19 protein-coding genes and 1 tRNA gene are annotated in these 20,979 nt (G+C 42.4%); 4 read left to right on the top strand and 16 right to left on the bottom strand.

What is annotated here, in order from left to right; genetic code table 11:
• Positions 1 to 2: 2 nt before the first annotated feature.
• The 11 genes from B5F78_RS10155 to B5F78_RS10105 form a co-directional block, all read right to left on the bottom strand.
• The gene (locus B5F78_RS10155) at positions 3 to 782 is read right to left on the bottom strand and encodes a tetratricopeptide repeat protein (protein WP_162608523.1); all 780 of its coding nucleotides are present in this window, start codon (positions 780 to 782) and stop codon (positions 3 to 5) included.
• Positions 783 to 1,014: 232 nt separating this feature from the next.
• Positions 1,015 to 1,299: a hypothetical protein gene (locus tag B5F78_RS10150; RefSeq protein ID WP_022040439.1), complete on the bottom strand. Its 285-nt coding sequence runs from the start codon at positions 1,297 to 1,299 to the stop codon at positions 1,015 to 1,017.
• On the bottom strand, positions 1,292 to 1,873 hold the full coding sequence (locus tag B5F78_RS10145) for a hypothetical protein (RefSeq protein ID WP_087406631.1): 582 nt from the start codon (positions 1,871 to 1,873) through the stop codon (positions 1,292 to 1,294). Before B5F78_RS10145 ends, B5F78_RS10150 begins: the two co-directional genes overlap by 8 nt.
• A 6-nt stretch (positions 1,874 to 1,879) precedes the next feature.
• Complete coding sequence (locus B5F78_RS10140) at positions 1,880 to 2,137, bottom strand: hypothetical protein (RefSeq protein WP_022040437.1); 258 nt, start codon at positions 2,135 to 2,137, stop codon at positions 1,880 to 1,882.
• A gap of 4 nt (positions 2,138 to 2,141) precedes the next feature.
• On the bottom strand, positions 2,142 to 2,849 hold the full coding sequence (locus B5F78_RS10135; protein WP_022040436.1) for an HNH/ENDO VII family nuclease: 708 nt from the start codon (positions 2,847 to 2,849) through the stop codon (positions 2,142 to 2,144).
• A complete protein-coding gene (locus B5F78_RS10130) occupies positions 2,846 to 6,274 on the bottom strand; it encodes an ATP-binding protein (RefSeq protein ID WP_022040435.1) in 3,429 nt (1,142 codons plus the stop codon). The genes B5F78_RS10135 and B5F78_RS10130 overlap by 4 nt, the downstream gene beginning before the upstream one ends.
• Complete coding sequence (locus B5F78_RS10125; RefSeq protein ID WP_022040434.1) at positions 6,271 to 6,795, bottom strand: hypothetical protein; 525 nt, start codon at positions 6,793 to 6,795, stop codon at positions 6,271 to 6,273. Before B5F78_RS10125 ends, B5F78_RS10130 begins: the two co-directional genes overlap by 4 nt.
• Positions 6,785 to 7,264, bottom strand: a complete 480-nt coding sequence (locus tag B5F78_RS10120; protein WP_022040433.1) for a hypothetical protein — start codon at positions 7,262 to 7,264, stop codon at positions 6,785 to 6,787. The genes B5F78_RS10125 and B5F78_RS10120 overlap by 11 nt, the downstream gene beginning before the upstream one ends.
• Before the next feature lie 5 nt (positions 7,265 to 7,269).
• Positions 7,270 to 9,555 carry a dynamin family protein gene (locus B5F78_RS10115; RefSeq protein ID WP_087406630.1) on the bottom strand — a complete coding sequence of 762 codons (2,286 nt, stop codon included), beginning with the start codon at positions 9,553 to 9,555 and terminating at the stop codon, positions 7,270 to 7,272.
• Positions 9,552 to 10,838 carry a dynamin family protein gene (locus B5F78_RS10110; RefSeq protein ID WP_087406629.1) on the bottom strand — a complete coding sequence of 429 codons (1,287 nt, stop codon included), beginning with the start codon at positions 10,836 to 10,838 and terminating at the stop codon, positions 9,552 to 9,554. The genes B5F78_RS10115 and B5F78_RS10110 overlap by 4 nt, the downstream gene beginning before the upstream one ends.
• Before the next feature lie 45 nt (positions 10,839 to 10,883).
• Entirely contained in the window at positions 10,884 to 11,303 is a 420-nt protein-coding gene (locus B5F78_RS10105) for a YkvA family protein (RefSeq protein ID WP_087406628.1), read from the bottom strand.
• Between the two features lie 1,201 nt (positions 11,304 to 12,504).
• On the opposite strand from B5F78_RS10105, the gene B5F78_RS10100 reads away from it, so the two are divergent.
• Positions 12,505 to 13,908 carry a hypothetical protein gene (locus B5F78_RS10100; RefSeq protein ID WP_087406627.1) on the top strand — a complete coding sequence of 468 codons (1,404 nt, stop codon included), beginning with the start codon at positions 12,505 to 12,507 and terminating at the stop codon, positions 13,906 to 13,908.
• Between the two features lie 191 nt (positions 13,909 to 14,099).
• Positions 14,100 to 14,840, top strand: a complete 741-nt coding sequence (locus B5F78_RS10095) for an NADPH-dependent oxidoreductase (RefSeq protein ID WP_087406626.1) — start codon at positions 14,100 to 14,102, stop codon at positions 14,838 to 14,840.
• A 57-nt stretch (positions 14,841 to 14,897) separates the two neighbouring features.
• Here the strand turns inward: B5F78_RS10095 and B5F78_RS10090 are convergent, their stop codons facing one another.
• Together B5F78_RS10090 and tamL are read right to left on the bottom strand one after the other, a co-directional pair.
• Positions 14,898 to 15,128 (bottom strand): DUF6965 family protein, encoded by a 231-nt coding sequence (locus B5F78_RS10090; protein ID WP_087208372.1) that lies wholly within the window; start codon positions 15,126 to 15,128, stop codon positions 14,898 to 14,900.
• A 27-nt stretch (positions 15,129 to 15,155) separates the two neighbouring features.
• Positions 15,156 to 17,471: a translocation and assembly module lipoprotein TamL gene (tamL, locus tag B5F78_RS10085; RefSeq protein ID WP_087406625.1), complete on the bottom strand. Its 2,316-nt coding sequence runs from the start codon at positions 17,469 to 17,471 to the stop codon at positions 15,156 to 15,158.
• Positions 17,472 to 17,755: 284 nt separating this feature from the next.
• On the opposite strand from tamL, the gene B5F78_RS10080 reads away from it, so the two are divergent.
• Entirely contained in the window at positions 17,756 to 18,511 is a 756-nt protein-coding gene (locus B5F78_RS10080) for a TrmH family RNA methyltransferase (RefSeq protein ID WP_022040425.1), read from the top strand.
• A 169-nt stretch (positions 18,512 to 18,680) separates the two neighbouring features.
• Positions 18,681 to 18,851: a hypothetical protein gene (locus B5F78_RS17220; RefSeq protein ID WP_162608522.1), complete on the top strand. Its 171-nt coding sequence runs from the start codon at positions 18,681 to 18,683 to the stop codon at positions 18,849 to 18,851.
• A 60-nt stretch (positions 18,852 to 18,911) separates the two neighbouring features.
• Here B5F78_RS17220 and B5F78_RS10075 read toward each other — a convergent pair.
• From B5F78_RS10075 to B5F78_RS17215, 3 genes are all read right to left on the bottom strand, one after another.
• Positions 18,912 to 18,985: transfer RNA gene (locus tag B5F78_RS10075), tRNA-Arg, on the bottom strand.
• A 93-nt stretch (positions 18,986 to 19,078) separates the two neighbouring features.
• On the bottom strand, positions 19,079 to 20,485 hold the full coding sequence (gene dnaA, locus B5F78_RS10070) for a chromosomal replication initiator protein DnaA (RefSeq protein WP_022040423.1): 1,407 nt from the start codon (positions 20,483 to 20,485) through the stop codon (positions 19,079 to 19,081).
• Positions 20,486 to 20,790: 305 nt separating this feature from the next.
• Positions 20,791 to 20,979 (bottom strand): hypothetical protein (locus B5F78_RS17215; RefSeq protein WP_162608521.1); only part of this gene is annotated, 189 nt, incomplete at its 5' end.

Raw genomic sequence — 20,979 nt, 5'->3', positions numbered from 1 at the left:
TCCTATTCTTTCAGCCGCCTGCAAGCAGCCTGTGCCTTCACATGCCCCTGCTTAGCCGCCTCCTCATACCAGCGGACAGCTTTTTGCAAGTCCGGTTGGGTGCCTTCGCCTTGCTCATACATGCAGCCCAAAGCGTATTCGCTTTCCACACAACCGGACACAATCGCTTTTTGGTGCCACTCAAACGCTTTTTCAAAATCCTTCTCAACTGAGTTGCCTATGCGATACATGTTTCCCAAGTAACACATCGCTTCCGGTAAGCCCTGCCCGACCGCTTTGCTTATCCATTGGTAAACCGTTCCCTCCGCATACGACGTGCAACAAAAAGGTGGTTCTTCCAGATATTTATCATATTTATACCTGTAACGCATGCGATCTAACATTGCGCCCACCTGATACTGCGCCTGTGCATGTCCCCGTTTAGCTGCTTTCATAAACCAATAAAAGGCGACTTCAGAATTACGCATACTCCATGCCTCTCCGTTCAGAAACATCATCCCGGTGCGGTATTGCTCATCGGGCGTACCGTCTATGTCCGGCCTCCCTATACGTTTCCAAATACTCTCATAGATTGAATAATAGCACAATTGTTTCTCCAACGGCTTGTTCGGATTCAATTTATCTGAATGAAAAGGATCCAACTTCATCGGCATGGTACGTATGCTCCCACACCGTTCGCAAGGCATCGGAAAGGAATAGACCATTGCATTATATTCCATGTCTGGTGCAAAGTAAACTTTCTTGCACTCGGTGCAAATAAATAATGCTATTCCTCGTATCATAATTATTCCGTTATTCATATTTCCCTTCAAAAGTCCCTCTTGAGCCGCCTAAAGAGGCACTTTGGCAAGCCAAAAAGGGACTTTAGAAAGACAAATAGCTTGATTTCAATTCACCTCTTTCTATTTGGATACTTCACTCAAATTGCCAAGTTCCGATCCATAGGACATTGTCATGACTTCCTTAAAGCGATTATTCACAACATATCTATAATAGCGTTAAACGTGATACCCCCTATTTTATTCCACGTTTCAATGCTTTTTTAGCCTGATCAGGTTCGCGATATAACCAATCTAAAGTGATGAAAGCACCTATAGGTTTCATTTTATATGCCTGTATTAGAACTGTATATGAGTAATCTCCTACTTCAAGATATGGTTCTATGCCTTTGTCAAGCCATTCAGAAAAAGCATTGGCTACGGCGGGAGCAAATTTCTCAATCTTTTCCATTGTACTTTCTATCATAAAGTCGGGATACCCTTCTTTTGCTAATATTTCTTTTATTACTGATTTATCCATAATAACTTTCGTTTAAGTGATTGCTGTTTATCAAACCATTAGTCATTACATTCTCCGCGAACTCATTGGCATCTTTTTCGACAGGTTGATTTTCGTAAGCTTCAAAATCCCATATCGGAAGAATGTAATTGGTGATATTAATATTCCATGATTCTCGAGTTTTATCATCCACCGAGACAGACTTAGGATTATCTATCGCCCGATGCTGAAAAGCATGTCGCGACTCATGGAGTATCGTATCCAACAAAGAAGTACAATCTGCATCTTCCAAATATTTGGAGTTCAAGCTAATTGTATCAGAACTCTTGCTGTATGAACCCAGCTCATAGGGAGGTTTATTCACAAATTCCAGTTCAGCACAAATTCCCATTGAATGCTTAACGTCATCATAAAAACCGTTTACTATGTTCAGCCTTTCTTCTAAACTTCCTTCAGCATACTTGGAGTTCAGCCCTTCATCGAAAAAGTTCGCAACAATATCAGTGCATTCTTTTTCCATGACTTCCACCTCAACGAATGGCTTTACACCATCCAGCGTTGAGTGTCGTTCAAATAAACGTCCGATGTCCAACATACCACATTATATCAATCGATTTGGCCGCTCAACAATATCCCAATAACCGCCGCTCATCATGAACTCTTTTCTTTGAGCAGAGAAATCCAATCCTTGGGCAGCGAACTGTGACATTATATTCATTCTCCGCTCCGGATTGTTGAACAAATTAACAGAATTAGCTACCGGATCGAAACTGTTAATCTCAAACACGCTACCTTTTCTTATGATACAGTCCGGTGTTAAAAACATATCAGACCTTGCTGTAAGTATAAACGTACTCATAACATCAATGATTTATGTTTTCTTTTTGTATTTCTTCATATCGCGCCTGCCAATACTTTTGACGTTCATCACGGAACACAGTTCTGTCTATTTCGGAGTCTTTTGTCTTATCGTGCAAAACGCCATCATAAGTTTTGTGCTCCGTATCTGTCAGTTCTGCCAAAGGACTATCCGCCTTCTGTCCGATATGGTGCAGATTTATTTGCTTTCCATCCGGTCCATAAGGTGCTTTCCCTTCTTTGATAAGATCCAAGTTAGTTTTATCTTTCCATCGCTCAGCAACATCATCACCATATAGCGAACGCATACGCTCAATTCTATCTTCGGGAATCTTTTGCGTCCAGTCAATATCTTGCCTTTCCAGATTTCCATTGACTTCCTTCAGATTAGCATCGATGTATACTTGAGCCTCATCTACGTTCTTGATGTTGTCAACAATCTCATCCGACCAGCCGGTTTCCGCTTTTATTCGTGCTCTGTCTTCTACACTCAAACCTTCATCAGCCCGCTGCTCAATCGATTCGTTCAGTTTCTCATCCGGAAGGCTGTTGTAGCCTTCCAGATTTTTTTCTATCTCATTAGGGGCTTCCATAGTGCCGACCTCCAACGATCTATTCAATTCTTGATCAGGTATCGTCACTTCGTTTGCCGACAATTTGTCTAATGGCGTTATACCGGCAAGCCCTTCGTTAAATTCAAAACCGTTTATCATAACAACTTTCTTTTATGTTGTAGCCAAGCACTATAAAGTTTTTTATGCAATTCATCCACCAATGAGTAATCACGCATCAGACATTGTTCAATTACGTTGCATAACTCGGTTGTCACCTCCGTTTTTTCGGCAACGATTTGCTCCAATCCATAAGTCAATTCATCAAAAGTCTGCGTATGTTTGGTAAGCCGGCGTACAGCTGTTCGGGCATCCATTATGTCAGTGACGATTCTGGACAGTTTCTCAAACTGGGCGTCTTTCCACAAGGAGATTTCTCCACACTCATCATATTCTTGCAAAGCCTCGAAGATGTTCAGCTTGACAAACGTAGATAAAGCCAGTTTATCTACATTATCCACAATGCAGTCTTTGTTAAACTCAACTGTGCCGGATATTCTGCCTTTTAGCAAAAACTTCAAGATGTTCTTCTTGGTTTCTTTTTCTTCTACACAAGCGGGAATTTCGTTCTTGAACTCGTATTTCAAACGATTTCCTTCATATCTGTCTATTTGGCACAAGACTGGTTCTTCCCAATCATTCTGATACACGACAGCTACTCCGGTAGGTAGTTTAGCGATTTCATCGATTTGATGATCTTTCATGGCTGCCGATTTGCCTGCAATTCTTCGGTCAGTTTCCTCCGGTAGGCGCATGATGATTTTGGTATTGGTGTTTCGGATAGCCGAAATGTCAACTGCTCCGGGCGATTGATCCACAATTATGAATCCTTCTCCATAGGTGCGCATCTCAGCAATTGAGTTTGCAATCATTTCTACAGACTTACCTGCCACATTGCTGCCTTCCATGCTTTGCTCCTGAGAGCATCTTTTCAGGATGTTATGAGCTTCCTCCAAAATGGTGACATGGCGCAACTCGCTGTTAGCTCCAATACCGCTATTAGACCGATATTCATTAAGCCGCATGATCAGAATGCCCATTATCAGGGCTTTTGTCTCTTGTGACCCTATGCGACTGATGTCCACAATGACATTCTCATCGAAGAGTTTGACATCACCAATCTCCTGTCCGGAGAAAATTTCACCGTTTATTCCGTTTGCCAATGATTTTACTCGTGTTACCAAAGAGCCTTTATAGTTGCTCTTCACTTCTTCGGAATAGGCTGAAGTGTTGATTACCCACTCCAGTTCTTGTATCAAGTCGGCAAAAGTGGGGAAGAGATGTTCCGAATACTTGTTGGTTGACTTGAGTAAATCCCATCCACAATCTTCATACGCATTCAAAACAGCTTCTTTCAGCACTGCAGGCATAGCCGCATACATCGGCCAGCAAACATTGAAGATTTCAATCAGTCGGTCTGCATGTTCTAACACGTGGACGCCTTTGACAAACTTAAACGGATTAATCTTGAGCAGATTAGACGTCAACGGATTTGTGCCATAAATATATTCAGTTCCAAATACATTCTTATACTCACCCTTGGCAGGTTCGATGATAAGAAATTTGGCTCCTGTCTTTCGGATGGAATCTATCAGCTTATACACAGTCTCGCTCTTGCCGCATCCGGTCGATCCGGTTACAAATGTATGTTGTGTAAGACTTTTAGTGTCCAACCATACCCGATTTTCTGAGCGTACAATACCTTGGTCGAATATGGCACCCAAGTCAAACTTATGACTACTATTCCTAACCCCAAGCCGAACAACCTCTTTGCCCAAAGATACATGCTCAACAACAGGCAAACCGGGTACCGACTTACGAGGCAACCCCAACATCATGGCCAGTTCTTTGCTGCTCAATAAAGATGTCGGCAAAACCGGCATCATGCCATTATCTCCACTTAGGTATCCAAACAAAGGATGCTCCATACACTTCACGTATGCAGCCAGCTCCTTGCTCGATGCCTTTTGGCTACTTTTATCATCATACCATGTGTTGATGGCAGAAACTTCAACTCCAGATTGTTCTCCCTGCATAATGGAGCGGAATATGGTTGCACCCGTTTCTGCCGTAGCCCTGTCGTTCTCGAACGAAAGGAAATAAGCACCTGTTGACCACAATCCGGTACTTTCGCACAGCGCAATCCGCTCCAATTGTTGGTCTATTCGTTTCAGAATTTCCTGTATCTGTTTATTCTGAATCGTAATTGTGAAATTCTTGGATGAACCAATGGTTGCGGTTTTACTAATTGATGTAGAGTCACTTTTCGTATTAGTTTCTCCTACCGTTTGACTTTCGTTTTTTGTGTTGGTCTCGCTATGTCCTGTAGTCTCTGATTGGTTTTCACTACTGGCATCAGAAGATGAATTGGTGATTTGTTTTCCTTTGACCATACTACCAATGGCAAGTCCTCCACCGACAGCCATCATCGCTGCACCGACAGGAGCTCCCACTCCGGTCGCAGTTAAAATAGCACCGGCATATACTAAAGGACTGGATAGCCCGCCCAACTTGCTCCAAACATTTTGTTCGGATTCACTTTTCCCTTCAGTATGAGTTCGGGAGGTTCCGCTTGTAGATGATTCTGACGTGGTATATGAAGTACTGGTTCCTTCAGTCTCGCTTAAAGAATTAGCAATTGATTCACCTTTAGTTCGCGTAAGGGCATTAGCCAAAGACTCATTCGTGGAATATGCCAATTGCTGGGTTGCCATTGTTGCCAATTCCGTATAAATCATCTCGTATCCTTTACGCAGGTTTGCAATTTCCTGTACAGGCGTGTTTGACGCAAGAATAACCGCAGTATATTCTTTTCCTTGCATGGCAGTGGCAAATTTCTCGATGCCCTGTACAAAACTTGCATTTGTGTATTCTCCTTTGCTGTTCTTGTAGGCAGGAATTAAGGAACACGTACTAATGCTGCTGGCTGTGGCCATTCTGTCCAGGAGCAAATCTTGTTGCGCACAAGAAGCTCCCGGTCTTATGTAGGAGAGATCGGTCAGCTGCGCACCGGGAAATTGTCCCATGAGCGCATTATAAAACGTATCGGCCACCGAACTCATCTCACGCTTCTCATCATTGCACTTCACACCTAAATAGAAATCGGTATGATCCTTGTGGCCATCTACAATCATGAATATCGAACTGTCTGTATAAGTCATGGCACTGACAACGCTGATGAACTTTTCTGTTGCATATTCATCTTTCTCATAGGCCATTTTGTTCACCTTATACAGAATAATTCCATCTTCCATGTGTTGACCCTCTGCCGGAATTATCTGCATGTCCGACAATTTGGTCAAATAGTTCTTCAGCACAATATCGTCCACCACCCGCAAAGCATTTATCGAACGTTGCTTGTATGCTTGCAATTCATTAAACACTTCCATCGGCTGAGTTGATACCGGCAGCGTATTGGGATTATTCACATCCGTAGACGGAAAACCGGATGGATTCTTTTCCGGAGAAGCGGTTTCTTCGCTTTTAAGAATCTCTACATTCTTAGGATTATCATATATAGTACTCATTTTCTGTTATTTTTAAGATATAATACACCGCCAATCACCACACCGGCCAGACCTAATGTGGTTACAGCCATTTTAGAAATACAGATGCCCGTAACAGCAACAGTTATTCCGGCTATTGCTACTCCGGCATACACACCTTTATGCTGACCCGCACTATGCTCTAAGGTGTCTTGATCGGAAGCAGTCCGAAGTTTTTCTTTTTCTTCTTGATCTAATCTTTCTGCTTTGTCTTTCAAAACATATTGAGCCATCTTGACAAACAGTGTCAGTTTTTCCCGTGAGAAGTTCTTGCTCAAATCATACTTCAAGTTGTGGAGCAGATCTTTTGTCCATTCGGACTCGTCCTGTGCGTACGGGGTACCGTTATCGGTCTCGTACAAGTCGGGAAGATGTTCTTCCGCATATGCCAGCATTTCCTTGAAACTATTGCCTCTGGGATCAATCAACATCTCGTCTGCAAGAGCCTGACGAACCCCAAAGAGGTCATTGCTTTCTACCGTCTTAGTAAACTTAGTTCTCATAGTGCTTAAAATTTTTTACGAGGTTATTAATTCGTCCTTTTATCTTCTTTAACTGATTTTGAGCCTTACGCCTAATCTCTTCTGACTTGAACTTTTGGGCATCTTTAGTTGCATCCAAGTCATTCAGTTTTTGCTCGAAAACCTTATCGGTTTTCTCCGGTTCTTTTTCTACTTTGTCTTTCAAAACATATTGAGCCATCTTGACAAACAGTGTCAGTTTCTCCCGCGAGAAGTTCTTGCTTAAATCATACTTCAAGTTGTGAAGCAGATCTTTTGTCCATTCAGACTCATTCTGCGTGTACACGGCACCGTTATCAGTCTCGTACAAGTCGGGAAGATGTTGTTCCGCATATGCCAGCATTTCCTTGAAGCCATTGCCTCTTGGAGCAATCAACATCTCGTCTGCAAGAGCCTGACGAACCCCAAAGAGATTATTGTTTTCTACCGTCTTGGCAAACTTAGTCCTCATAGTGGTTAAAATCTTACGAGGTTATTGATTCGCTCTTGTATCTTCTCTAACCATCTAAGATTTTGTTCCTTACGTCTAATCTCTTCCGACTTGAGCTTTTGCGCATCTTTAGTTGCATCCAAATCATTCAGTTTTTGCTCAAGAACCTCATCGATTTTCTCCAGTTCTCTCCGAAGAGTTTCTTTCAGACGTTCTGATTCTTCGCTTAGATAATCTTGCAACTTCTTTTCATTCTCTTCAAGATCCTTTCTCAATGGAGTAAAGTATTCATTGGCCACATCTCTTATATTTACATAGTCCACATATTTGGCTATGCGTTTATCTCTGTAGGCTGTTTCATAAGTATGGTCCTTTATTTTACCAAAAGAAATGATATGGCCAATCTTTCTGAAAAAGCCGCCTTCCACTCGTTTCTGATAAGCCTCACGCACCGTATAGCTTTCATCTTCAGTCTCTGTATTTGCTTTCATGATTTGCGATAAGTCAGAAAGCGAGGCAGAAACCAGGCTCAATGGATTAACATTTACCGACAAAGTATTTACCTGTAAGTTCAATGCCGACAAATATTTCTCATACTCTTTCATAATCTCATTCACCGCATTTTTATATGTCTGGGTGAATATTTTTTCCACATCAATCTTAAACTGAATGAATAAAGCTTCCCGTTTACGCTCCAAATTTTCACATAGGGCATAAGCCTCTTCCTTGGGAACTTTTTCTTCACTAGTTTGAAGGATATCGTCTATGTTGAAAATGATTCCTTTGATACATTCATCTATCGCGTTTTTCGATTGGGTTGTCAGATCTATGTTATCGATTGTTTTTGAAAAGCTTTGTGCGTCTTTTGCAGTCCTGATATTCTTTCTGATTTCATCAATCTGCTTTTCCAGTTCAGCCTTCGCATTTTTATCGGCTCTAATCGCTTCTTCCAAATGAGCAACTGCCGCAACTTCATTGAGTTTCTCATTAAATGCCTCAACCAAATCCCGAACTTTCATTGTCCGGGCATATTTGTTGACGTAAAGACTGATTGCCTGCTCCACTGATACGATACCCGTATGAATTTCAACAAGATCGTCATCCGACGCATTTTCTTTCATTTTTTCTATTATGGACTGGGATATTCGAGGCAAATGGGAATACTGATAATAATTCTCAAAGTGCAAAACTGGATATTTGACTGTTTTCTTTTTAAAAACAGGCCATACATCAGCATCATCGTCGTCTATTCGTTTATCCAATGCTGCGGCAGCTGAAACAGGGAATATATTTGGATTGAATATTTTACGTTCTTCCAAACTGTTCTTGACATTATTCAGCGCATTATTTATGCAATCCAATCCTTCATCTTTAGGTTTGAACGCATCCATTTTATTGACTACAAAGATGAAACGTTCGCGCGCTTGTTTGCCTCCGCTCTCCATGTTCTTACAAATGTAATCAAGGAAGATTTTTTCATCATTGATGCCTAATTGTTGCCCATTCATCACATATAGCACCATAGATTTATCAGAATCGGCAAGCATACGATATGTCATCTCTTCATGACGTTTATCACGAGAGTTATTTGGTCCCGGAGTATCAACCAGAACAAGTTTCATTCCAACAGACTGAACAAAAGGAATCCTACCTTTCAACTCCACAGTAGACACTTTGGGGTCTGCATTCAATTTTTTCATGTCGCTAAGATTAACTTTATCTATCTTAGATACGATATTACCCGATTTATCAAATGCAACAGCAGAGAAATCCTTTTGATCTGTACCTGTATCTACAATTCGCACAATCGTAGCCGTCGTTGCTTCATTTGCTGCAGGCATTAATTGCTGCCCTAGCAAGGCATTTATCAACGTAGACTTGCCTGAACTCATAGTTGCTACCACATTTATGTCAAAGAAAGCATTTTCAGCCTTCTCAAAAGCTTTAACAATTTTCTTATTGCGCAGCTCTTCGATAGGCCCCTGTTGGATTTCATTAAAGATGGCTTTTACTTCTTTCTCAACATCGGAGATGTCAGCCTTCTTTATAAAATTATAAGAGACCTTCATTGGTTTATTGAAAGATACAAAAGCTATCGTTACATCTTCGTAATCAGCTTGTGTGCCGATGAATGTAATTTCAAAGTTATTATCACGATATTCATTACAAAGGATTTCAGGCAGACGATCCACCCAATCCTGAAGTCTGAGATTACCAACATTAAGCTGGCTATTAGCTTTGGGCGGTTGCCCATCAATTGTTACTTCAGTAGTAACCAAATACGGATTGTACTTAATGCTAACTTTTTTCATTGCTGTATAAATTTATATATTGTTTTTTCTAATAAAGTTATTCCTGTTTTATCCAATAATGAATAAGAGGACTCGCCTTTGTATGAACCTAGATCAAAGAAATCTTTCGAAAATTTTTTCTCTAATAGTTCAAACTCATCCTTTTCATCATCATCTAAATATTCGTACCCCAGTTTGTCCAGTAATCCGGTATGGGCAGAAGTTGGTATGACTATAGGGGAGCAATCGCCCCATTCCATCAAATCTTTGCTGAAGCGACTCAGCGTTTCAGATATAGAATCTTCGGATGGTTTAAATCTATCCAACTGATTCACTGCATATATAATAGGTCTCCGCCCCTTTTCTATAAGGAACTGCACCAATCTCTTCTCATCAGTCGTTCCTAGATATTGGCAGTTTGCCACATATATAATAACATCATAATCCCCTTTCTCTACGGTCTGCATAGTCAAGTTCCCATGTTGCAGATTCTCACTATTATTAACACCTGGCGTATCAATTAAACAGACATTGGATAATGAGAGGAATGAGTTGAAATGCAAGCCCGCATATTGCCAGTCTTTACCACGCATGCTTTCCACTTGCTCATTATAAACCAAAGTCTTGTCGTCAGCATACACAGAAATGCCATCAGGCTGAGGCTTGTTGAACAAATAAGATAGTCTATTTGTGCAAGCTGTGGTCTTGGCTTTGTTCAGCCGATAGCCTGCCAACGCATTGATCAGTGTTGATTTCCCGGCACTGACATTAGCCACCACAAGGACTTTCTTCAATGGTTTATGGATGAAACTTCTATTATTGTTTCGATGCGATTGAAGTGCTTCGGGTATTTTGGAACTTGGAGAGTCATGTTTAAAGTATTCATTCACAACTTCCAAAGCATCTTTTGTGAAGGCAGTGACTATCTTCTCTTTAAGAAAAGCATAAAGCGTCTCAAGCAAGTTCTCGCCTGTAGCGGCAGCATATCCTTCTGTAAGATAAAAACTGTCGAAGAAGAATTCATACTTCATCCTGAAAAAGCGCCAGCCACTTCGTTTTAATGAAAGTGCATTTCTAATTGCTTTTTCATCAGCTTTAAACGCATTCTGCATTTTCTGCCCACAAACAGAGATACACCATTCATCATAGAGAAACGCCATAATATGATTGCCACCAGAGATTGTGTATAGCACAGCTCCCAAACCACGAAGATAACTGCCCCTGTGTACAGCAGTCAGCAATGACACAGGATGAGTAGAGATCCGGCAGATCCTCGAAAGTATTATGTTTTCCTTACCCTTCATAGGATTGGTTAAATTTGATACAAGTTCTATTCATATTATCAATCTTTACAATTCTGCATCCAGAAGTTTCTTTTCTTGATCCAATTGTTGTGATGCGACTTCCAGTTTATTTCCTAATGTCTGAAATAACCAGGCTATGAGATATTCATCATCTTTAAATCCACCCGGCAGAAAGTCGGGAATCAAGTCTATGGGAGACACGACATAAATAGCGACTGCTATTATGACGACAAGCGTATTGTCTTTATAGTCATGATACCCTTTCACCAGCAAGAATCTCAAATAATCTACTAATTGAGTCAACTGATTCCGCACATTCTTCAGTCCATCCTTATTCATATACACACTCAGGCTGTCTGATAGATTGCTCAGCTTTTCCGGTGATTTCAAACAAGCCTGCGCCCTTTCCACCCAGTCACTGCTCTTGAACTTTTCAATAATAGTATCCTTATCGAATTTTATCATAGCATTACCTTCTTATACGCCTATAAGCCCTCCGAATTCAGCATTAGATTTAATACAAAAGTAAAGGCGTGAGGACTTGTCTGCTATTCACTGAAAAACAGGCATCGCCAAACGCCTTACCAGAAATGAATATAAACAGTACTTCCACGCCGTCTTGGTATGTACAGATACAGCATGGGCTGTACACGGACATATGCAAAACAGATGAGCGTCATGTTCTTTCATCCTTCTGGTTTGAAATTGGCGATTTCGTTTTTCAGGACGAAAGCAAAAAAACGCTTTCTATATGATAAGTCCGGCCATTTCTCCAGCCAGACACTACAAAGATATGTTTTTTACTCGAACATGACGCTCTTTTCTTGGAGTTTTTTACCTTTACATCATCAAGTTATTGCAATATTACAGCTATTTCACCACTAAAAAGGGAAATAAAATACGGACGCTTATTCGTACGGAAACATAGCCGGACTGATATTATAAAAGCCAGGCTATCCAATACCCCTCCAAAAGTAATATATACTGCATCGCCTGATGAATATATACTGCATCTGCCTATGAATATATACTGCATCGGGCGATGCAGTATATATTACTTTGTCAACCCATAGCATCGTATCGGATACCGTCCTCTATTTCCCAATCGGACTCTCACGAACCGCAATCGTAATCTAATTTATATTTCATGACTTTTTCCCCTTTCTGGAGAAGATATTCCCTCCCCTTCTTATACGCCTATAAGCCCTCCGAATTCAGCATTAGATTTAACACAAAAGTAAAGGCGTGAGGACTTGTCTGCTATCCATCAAGAAACAGGCATCGCCAAACGCCTTACCCAGAAATGAATATAAACAGTACTCCCACGCCGTCTTGGTATGTACAGGTACAACACGGGCTGTACACAGACATATACAAAACAGATGAGCGTCATGTTCCTTTCATCCGTCTGAGTCTGAATTTTGGCGATTTCGTTTCTTAGGACGAAAGCAAAAAACGCTTTCCATAAATATGGGCCATTTCTCCAGCCCGCATCATGCAAATATACATTTTTTGCCGGACATGACGCTCTTTTTCGGGAGTTTTTTACCTTTACATCCGATTGATACAAAATTACGGTTTTCCCGTTTACTCCTTATATTATATAAGGACGGATTTCGGCAGGTGCCGGCGTTTTGTATCAAAACCGGCTTAAATTGATACGGATATGAACGAGAAACGAAAGATATTGCAATGCCTCATCGAAAACCGGGCTTTCGCGCCTTCGGCTTCCGCACTCGCCAAAGACTTGGGATACGAAAGCAACAAGGCGACCCTTTATCGGATTATGAGGGATGAAACGAAAGACAGTACGGTGGACGACGTGTGGGACAAGCTCCTGGAAGAGCACTGCCTCACGGAAAGGCACTTGCATAACTTAGCGCGTATCTTTGAAGGGGCCGCTTATTTCAGCGACTTGATTCTGCCCGAAATGGACCGGAAACATCCGAAGTGGCTTCGATACTTGCTGCTCATGCTGACCGATGATGATTACGAAGCTTGTTCTCCGGAATTTCAGCAAGAAACTGCCCCGATACTGAAAGACCTGAAAGCGGACGAACCGGATGTGTATTGGGGCATCGTGACGGTGATTTATATACGATGCCGAAATATCGACCCTTATAAGGAAAACCCCCAACGCACTTTCTGCCTGCTGATAGACGAATTGGACAGTATGTTATCCTACTGGTACCCGGAAAGGACGGACGCGCATGAAATTTCTTTCAATCTGAAAGAACTGACAAAAGCATCGAACTTGTGGAAAATCATCGAAAACTGTACCATCTTGTTCCGACGCTATACGGAAGCGGATTTCAGCAGCTATGCCAGTCAAAGCATGATGTTATTCGGTTGGGATGCAAAAAGCTTTTGGCGCATACCCGGGCACCCTTACCTACAAGGCAGCCAAGTATGGGTACTGGTAGAGCATAGTTTCGGGCGTGCCACAAACGGGTGCTACATCGTATTGTGCCTGGAAGCAGGAAAAGACATCTGCACATTCGTACTGAAAGACGCATTGGTGTTTTGCTTTTGGTCGGTAGATAAAGAAGACGACCCGCTCATCCTTCAAGCTTGCCGAGGAACTGGAGCACATAGAGAATGGTGTTTTTATGCCTACGGATATGATGAAGAAACACATACACTCTATCTGGAAGCCAATCCTGCAACAGGTAATCTATTCGGGCTTCCTGAAGCCATGAAACAGATAAATTTGGAAAAACCGAAAGACAAAGAAGAAAAAGTGTGGGCAAGAATCATGAACAAATGGGATAAAGAACAAGGAAATTCCATCTTCGAACAAGCCAAAGCGTTGTTTGCAGGCAGAATTGACCTGAAAGACACCTACCAGCTGGAAGATGTCAGCATCAGCCGGACTTGCCTGAAGCTCTTCATCAGGCACAATGGGGACAGCCGCACGTACCAATTGCCCATAGAGGCATACGACTTTCTTCAAAAAATCAACCCTACGCAACAAGTGTTGATAGTGAGGCATACAGATGACCAAGACATCTACGTAGAATGGCCCGAAATGGGCTATGGCATCAAATTATCCGAATTCGAGGTACATTAAACCGCAGTAAACATTATCAAAATCCGGCGTAACGAACATTGGCACATTGGCACATTAACACATTAACACATTAGCACATTAACACATTAGCACATTAGCACATTAACACATTAGCACATTAGCACATTGGCACATTGTTTATTTGCTCATTTTATATTACCTTTGCTCAAACCAAAAACCAAAAACAAATTATGGATTCTATCAAAAACAGACGTACGATACGCAAGTATAAGCAACAGGACATTCCTGCCGACTTGCTGAACGGATTGCTGGAAGAAGCTTTCCGTGCCCCAACAATGGGTAACATGCAGTTGTATAGCGTCATTATCACACGTGACCCGGCAATGAAAGAACGGCTGGCACCCGCACATTTCCACCAGCCAATGCTGGCAGAGGCTCCCGTGGTGCTGACCTTCTGCGCCGACTTCAACCGCTTTGTGAAGTGGTGTCGCCAACGCAAGGCAGAACCAGGTTACGACAACCTGCTCTCGTTCATGAATGCCAGCATCGATGCCATCATGCTTACACAGAACTTCTGCACACTTGCCGAAGCCGCCGGACTGGGCACCTGTTTCCTGGGCACCACGATTTATAATCCCGACCAAATCATCGAAGTCCTGAACCTGCCCGAACGGGTCATTCCGCTTGCTACCATCACCGTGGGCTATCCCGATGAATGTCCTCCCCAGACCGACCGTCTGCCTTTGGAAGGCATCGTTCACGAAGAGCAATATCATGACTATTCGCCCGAGGACATCGACCGTATCTATGCCTACAAGGAGTCACTGCCCGAGAACAAGCATTTCATGGAAATCAACCATACCGAAACGCTGGCACAGATTTTCACCGACATCCGCTACACGAAAGAAGGAAACGAGGCAATGTCGAAAGTGCTGAAAGAAACTCTACGCAAGCAGAAGTTTGAGGAATGATGAACTTTTTTAAATGAAGAATGAAGAATCGCTTCGCCACATGGGATTCTTCATTCTTCATTCCTCCAGCTTTGCCTTGATGCGTTCTAGCAGATAAATACAACCTTGCATCTTCGGATTTTCGTAGCATTGGTCTGCTTGCAGAAACAACCTGTGCAATGTTTCTTTCAGGTCTGGGATATATGTAGCCTTGTCCAATTGCAAACTCTTAGGAAGCTCCTTGCTATCGAACCAATGTTCCAGTTCCTGAATTTCTTCTTTCGTATACAAATTGTTAGAATCTTTCATCTTGTCTTTATAATTGAATTAAACTAATCAGAAGGGATAGCCTACAGCAAAGTGGAAAGCAAAATCACGCTTGAAATCAGGTGAAACAATCGGATAACGGTCTTTGCCCGTATACATCGGATTGATGGCTTTCATACCACCGTCGAAACGCAGGATTAGAAAATCGAGGTCAAAACGAATGCCCAAACCATATGCTACTGCCAATTGCTTATAAAAACGGTTGAACTTGAAAACGCCTTCGGTCTGTGTGCCTTGGGTACGAATATTCCACACATTACCGGCATCGATAAATGCCGCACCATTCAATTTCCAGAACAAATAGGTACGATACTCGATGTTAAGGTCAAGCTTGATATCACCCGTATGATTGACATAATCGATGGTATTCCCGTCTCCCCGGTACGAACCGGGTCCCAGCGTACGCACTCTCCAGCCACGCACACTATTGGCTCCACCCGAGAAATAAAGCTTTTCGAAAGGCAGGCTTCTCGAATTGCCATACGGGCAAGCTATGCCCAACCCAGCATGAAATACCAACGAGTTCCGGTCGTCTATCACAAAATTCTTCGCAAAATCGATATCCATCTTCACATACTGGGCAAAATCGATGTTTGCCAGCTGATAAGCATCGCCGTATTTCGGTTTCTTATGCACCAGACGCGAAAATCCATAAAGCAGATTGCCCGACTCTTCAATATTGAAACGGATGGAATACGAATTGCTCTTGGCAGCCTTCATCGCATTTCCTCCTGCACTGTTGTATGTATAAGTATACCCCATCCGCACGATAAAAAGGTCTTCATAACTATGCCGCAACAAAGGATTGACCTGGTCCATACGGTCAAGATAATCATTGAAAGCACCGGAAATGTAAGGCATGTAAACATAGTTGATGTCGAGCACATCAAACCGGTGCGTAGCTTTTCCCCTACGCGACCACCGATAACTCCAAGCAGCAGAAGCCAACGTCCGTTCGAACTCCGGACGTACCTGTGAATTGAACTTCACACTGACCTCTGAGGTTGCCCGGACACGCCGTTTGAAGTCGGATGACAAAAAAGGAAACATAAATTCGGGGAAATTGATGCTGCTCTCCACGCCATACTCCACATAATTGCTGTTGGCATACCCCTCCAGTCCGCTTACCGCTTCGTACGCACCACGCAATTTCAAGGTAAACGTTTCCGATCCTTTAAACAAGTTGCGGTGGATAAATGAAGCCGAAGCGGCTGCTCCTAAATCACCAGCCGAATTGGTACCTTCTATTTCGAATGAAAGGGCTTTGTTTTTGTTCTTAGACAAAAAGATATATGCATCCACACGGGCAGAATCGCCGGGCAACCGTACTTCATCGAAACGGATATTGGAATATTTCAATACTGACAGCCTCGCCAGCGAAAAATAAGTGTCCTGTACATTACGGCTGCAATACAAATCCCCCGGATGTAAATGATTATAATCGGTTACGACCCGCGGACGTAAAAAAGGTCTGTCTTTATAAAAAAGCCCGACTCCACCGGAAGATATCGAATCGAGCCCGCGCAAAGCATCCTCTGACAATTCTGCAAAATCTACCCCCAGCACATAACGCACATTACGCAATGTGTACTGCCTATGGGGTTGAGGCGCATCATCCTTTGTACGGCGGTAAGGCAATAATCTCATTGTCAAACCTACCCGATGCGTATTCAGCATCGTATCCGCCTGATAAGTTATGAAATCTTTATTGAAACGATAATACCCACGGTCCTGCAAGTATTGGGTAATACGCTGACGCTCCTCATCCAGTACGTTTACATCGAAACGCATTCCCTCGTACAGACGGGTATGAGTAGAATCTTCTGCCAGATAAGCGGCTATTTTCGAATCGGAAATGTCATAAGTCAGACGCTCTACAACGTACGGTTGTCCCGAATGAATCGAATAATACACTTTCATCCGGTTGCCCGAAGGCACCTCGTCCATATCTACAGTAGCTCCCATATATCCCATATTCTGTACGGCTTTTTCCATTTCCTCACGGGTTTCCCGAGCAGCCTCACGGTCATATATGACGGGAGCCTCACCTATCTTGCGCCAAAAACGATTCAGCCATTTTGTAGAATCCAGCCCTGAAGCACTATAAATATACATGGGAAGCTTGACAATACTGAACCATTTGGCATTAGAGGTCTGACGGACATAAAGATTCATCTGCGACGACTTAATCTCTTTATTATCCGACTCTATTTTAACATCATCCAACAAATAGCTCCCCTCTGGAATAAACTTGCTCACTGAACAGCCTGCCAGCAACATAACAGCAAGCATCAGGAATACGTTTATCAGAACCTTTTTTTTCATATACTACTCAGAGGGAATGCAAATTTATCCGCAAAGATAGGGATTTATTGAAAATATCTTCTTAGCTTTGCCCGTAAATATTTGTTATTTGTGCGAATCAGGAGTTAAAGTGGTCATGCTTCGCAAGAATTATCACTATGCCCGGTAGTTAAAAGCCCGTGATTCAGCTTTATGAAACAAGCATACAAGTATCGGCTGCTAACTTCCAACCCAAAATGTGAACAATACCACCTTTTCTGACTCCCCTTGTGATTCCTGACAGGTGTCATTTTAAACGAAAACGTATGCTCAGCAAAAACAAAATCAAATACATCCACTCGCTGGAACAGAAAAAGAACCGGAAAGAAGAACAAGCCTTCATCGCCGAAGGACCGAAACTGGTAGGCGACCTGCTGGGGCATTTTACATGCCGGCTGATAGTAGGCACCGACGAATGGCTGAACCAACACCCCTACATCCAAGCTTCCGAAATCATTGTGGTAAAGAGAGATGAACTATCTCGTATCAGCCTGCAGAAAACCCCTCAGGAAGTACTGGCTATCTTCGAACAACCGCCACATAAAGTAGAAGCAGATGCAGCCAGACACTCACTCTGCCTGGCACTGGACGATGTTCAAGATCCCGGAAATGTAGGAACAATAGCACGGGTGGCAGACTGGTTCGGCATCGAACACATATTCTGCTCGCGAGGCACGGCTGACATCTATAACCCCAAAACCGTACAGGCTACGATGGGAGCCATCGCACGCGTAAAATTCCATTACTGTGACCTGGCCGCATTTATCACAGAACAGGCCAAGGCAGACGTTCCCCTCTTCGGTACATTCCTAAACGGAAATAACATATACGAAGAAGCTTTAGATAGCAAAGGCATCATCATAATGGGCAACGAGGGCAATGGCATCAGCCCGGACATAGCCGAAGTTATCAACCACCGCTTGTTCATCCCAAACTATCCGCCTGAAAGAGCCACCAGCGAATCACTGAATGTAGCCATAGCCACAGCTATCGTCTGCGCTGAATTCAGGAGAAGAAAATAAACAAGCCATACTATACCATATGCGGTATCAACGAACATAAGTGATACGACTGACTTACTTATGTGAAACACCCAAGTCACTTATGTGAAACGGTCCACTCACTTATGTTCATCAAAAGGCATACTTGAACAAATGCACAAATTAGAAACTGTTTTGAATTTATCGTGCGATGATTTGGGATGAGTTTTTGAGGCATTTCCGCTTGTGTGATGAGGAAGATAGCAGGCTATCTGACGAAGAACAGAAGCGGAAAGGACCAAAAAATCGCCCAAAGCACACACGAAAACGGAAACATCAAGACGAGAAAAACTTTTTGGAGAAATTCAAAACAGTTTCTTAATGACATGTGGAGTAGAAAAAACAAAAATCTGCAAGCGGAAAAACCACTTACAGATTTCTGTGATTCCGGAGCGATTCGAACGCTCGACCCACGCCTTAGAAGGGCGTTGCTCTATCCAGCTGAGCTACGGAACCCCGTTTCTTAATTGCGAGTGCAAAGGTACGACATTCATTTGAAATATGCAACCCTTTTACAAAGAAATATCTTTAAAAAGGAAATTTCATATCTCACCGATGCAAACTTGCTTCGATTTCCTCTACTTCGCTCTTGAATGCCTTGTCCACTTCCACCTGGTCTTTAATGATTTTGCAAGCATGAAGCACGGTAGCATGGTCTTTGTTTCCTATCATCTGGCCAATCTTGCCAGATGAAACATCGGTATGCTTTTTTGCCAGATACATTGCAAGCTGGCGTACCTGCACCACCTCACGCTTGCGAGTCTTGGTATGGATAGCAGAAGTATCTATCTGATAATGCTTGCACACCTTCTCTATAATATCATTGACCGTAAGCGGTTTCACTTCGGCACAACGCACAGCTTTCTGCACAATATGCTGTGCCAGTTCCAAGTTGATTTCCCGTTTCAACTGGATAGAATATACTAACAAAGAATTGACAATTCCTTCCAGTTCGCGTACACTCTCGTTTACATTTTCGGCTATATAGCAAATCACAGATTCAGGTATTGTAAGACCGTCGCGACGGATTTTACTACGCAAGATGTTCTTGCGCAACTCAATATCCGGCTTTTCCAGTTCGGCAATCAGTCCCCACTTGAAACGTGTCAACAAGCGGTCTTCCATCCCCTGCAACATCACCGGTGCACGGTCGGACGTAAGAATAAGCTGCTTCCCGTTCTGATGCAGATGGTTGAATATATGGAAAAACGTGTTCTGTGTCTTGGTCATTCCGGCAAATTCTTGAATATCATCAATAATCAGCACATCAATAGTCTGGTAAAAACTGATGAAATCATTAAAATGATTGGTACGAACCGAATCGGTGTACTGCACCTGAAACAAGTGTGCAGACACATAAAGCACACGCTTCTCCGGATACAATTCCTTGATACGCGTACCGATAGCATTAATCAAATGCGTTTTTCCTACCCCTGAAGGTCCGTACAAGAACAACGGATTGAAAGTACGTGCCGGATTCTGAGCCACCGTCTCAGCCACTGTGCGCGAAAACTCATTGCTGGTACCCTTGATAAAGTTTTCAAAATTATAGTTAGGATTCAAATGTGGGTCTAAATCCTGAACTACAGGAGCCTGCAACAATGTAGGAGCCTTATTCCCATCATGTATGGGCTTCTGAGGAGACAAAGCGCCCGAGCGTTCTGTCCCTTTCATATCAATGGCTATGTGATTCGTTTTGTCGGTCAAAATGGAATACATCAACTCCGTACCCTCACCTATCTCTTTATAGATGGCGGCACGCAAGAGTTCCACGTATTTTTCTTCCAGATACTCATAGAAGAAAGGGCTCGGAACTCCAATAGTCAAAGCTTTCCCTTCGTATTTGACAGGCACGATGGGTTCAAACCAAGTAGTAAAGGCTGTCGTATTAACGTTGTCACGAATAAAGTCAAGACAACGTTGCCACAATACAATAGCCTGATTGTTTTCAATCATATTTGTCCTCTCTATATTTTTAAGCTATACTTCTACGGAACAAAGTTCGGAATCTATTTCTATAAAAACAAATGCCTTTTCGCTTGCTTTTTACAAGGCTTTTATAATATATTGGTTTTCAACCGCTTGTTTTACACACTTCTGAAACATATATTTCCAAGCATTTGTAAAATTGCAAAGGTTTGTTTTTCAATGCATTATTTATCTATTTCTCAAAGCGCACAAAGACTAATCCTTCTTCATTCACAACTTGAATATCAAAGGATTAGTCATTACTTATTTCGACTTCAGGCGTCGGATACTATTTAGACAATTTCTATATAAGCATATTTAGAAGCTGTTTTGAATTTCTCCAAAAAGTTTTTCTTGGCTTGATGTATCTGTATTCGTGTGTGCTTTGGGCGATTTTTTGGTCCTTTTCGCTCCTGTTCTTCGTCAGATAGCCCGCTATCTTCCTCATCACAGAAGCGAAAATGCCTCAAAAACTCATCCCA

Origin of the sequence: Bacteroides sp. An279 (assembly GCF_002159615.1) — a bacterium.
Taxonomy (GTDB): domain Bacteria; phylum Bacteroidota; class Bacteroidia; order Bacteroidales; family Bacteroidaceae; genus Phocaeicola; species Phocaeicola intestinalis.
This window is presented reverse-complemented; position numbering and strand designations above follow the sequence as displayed.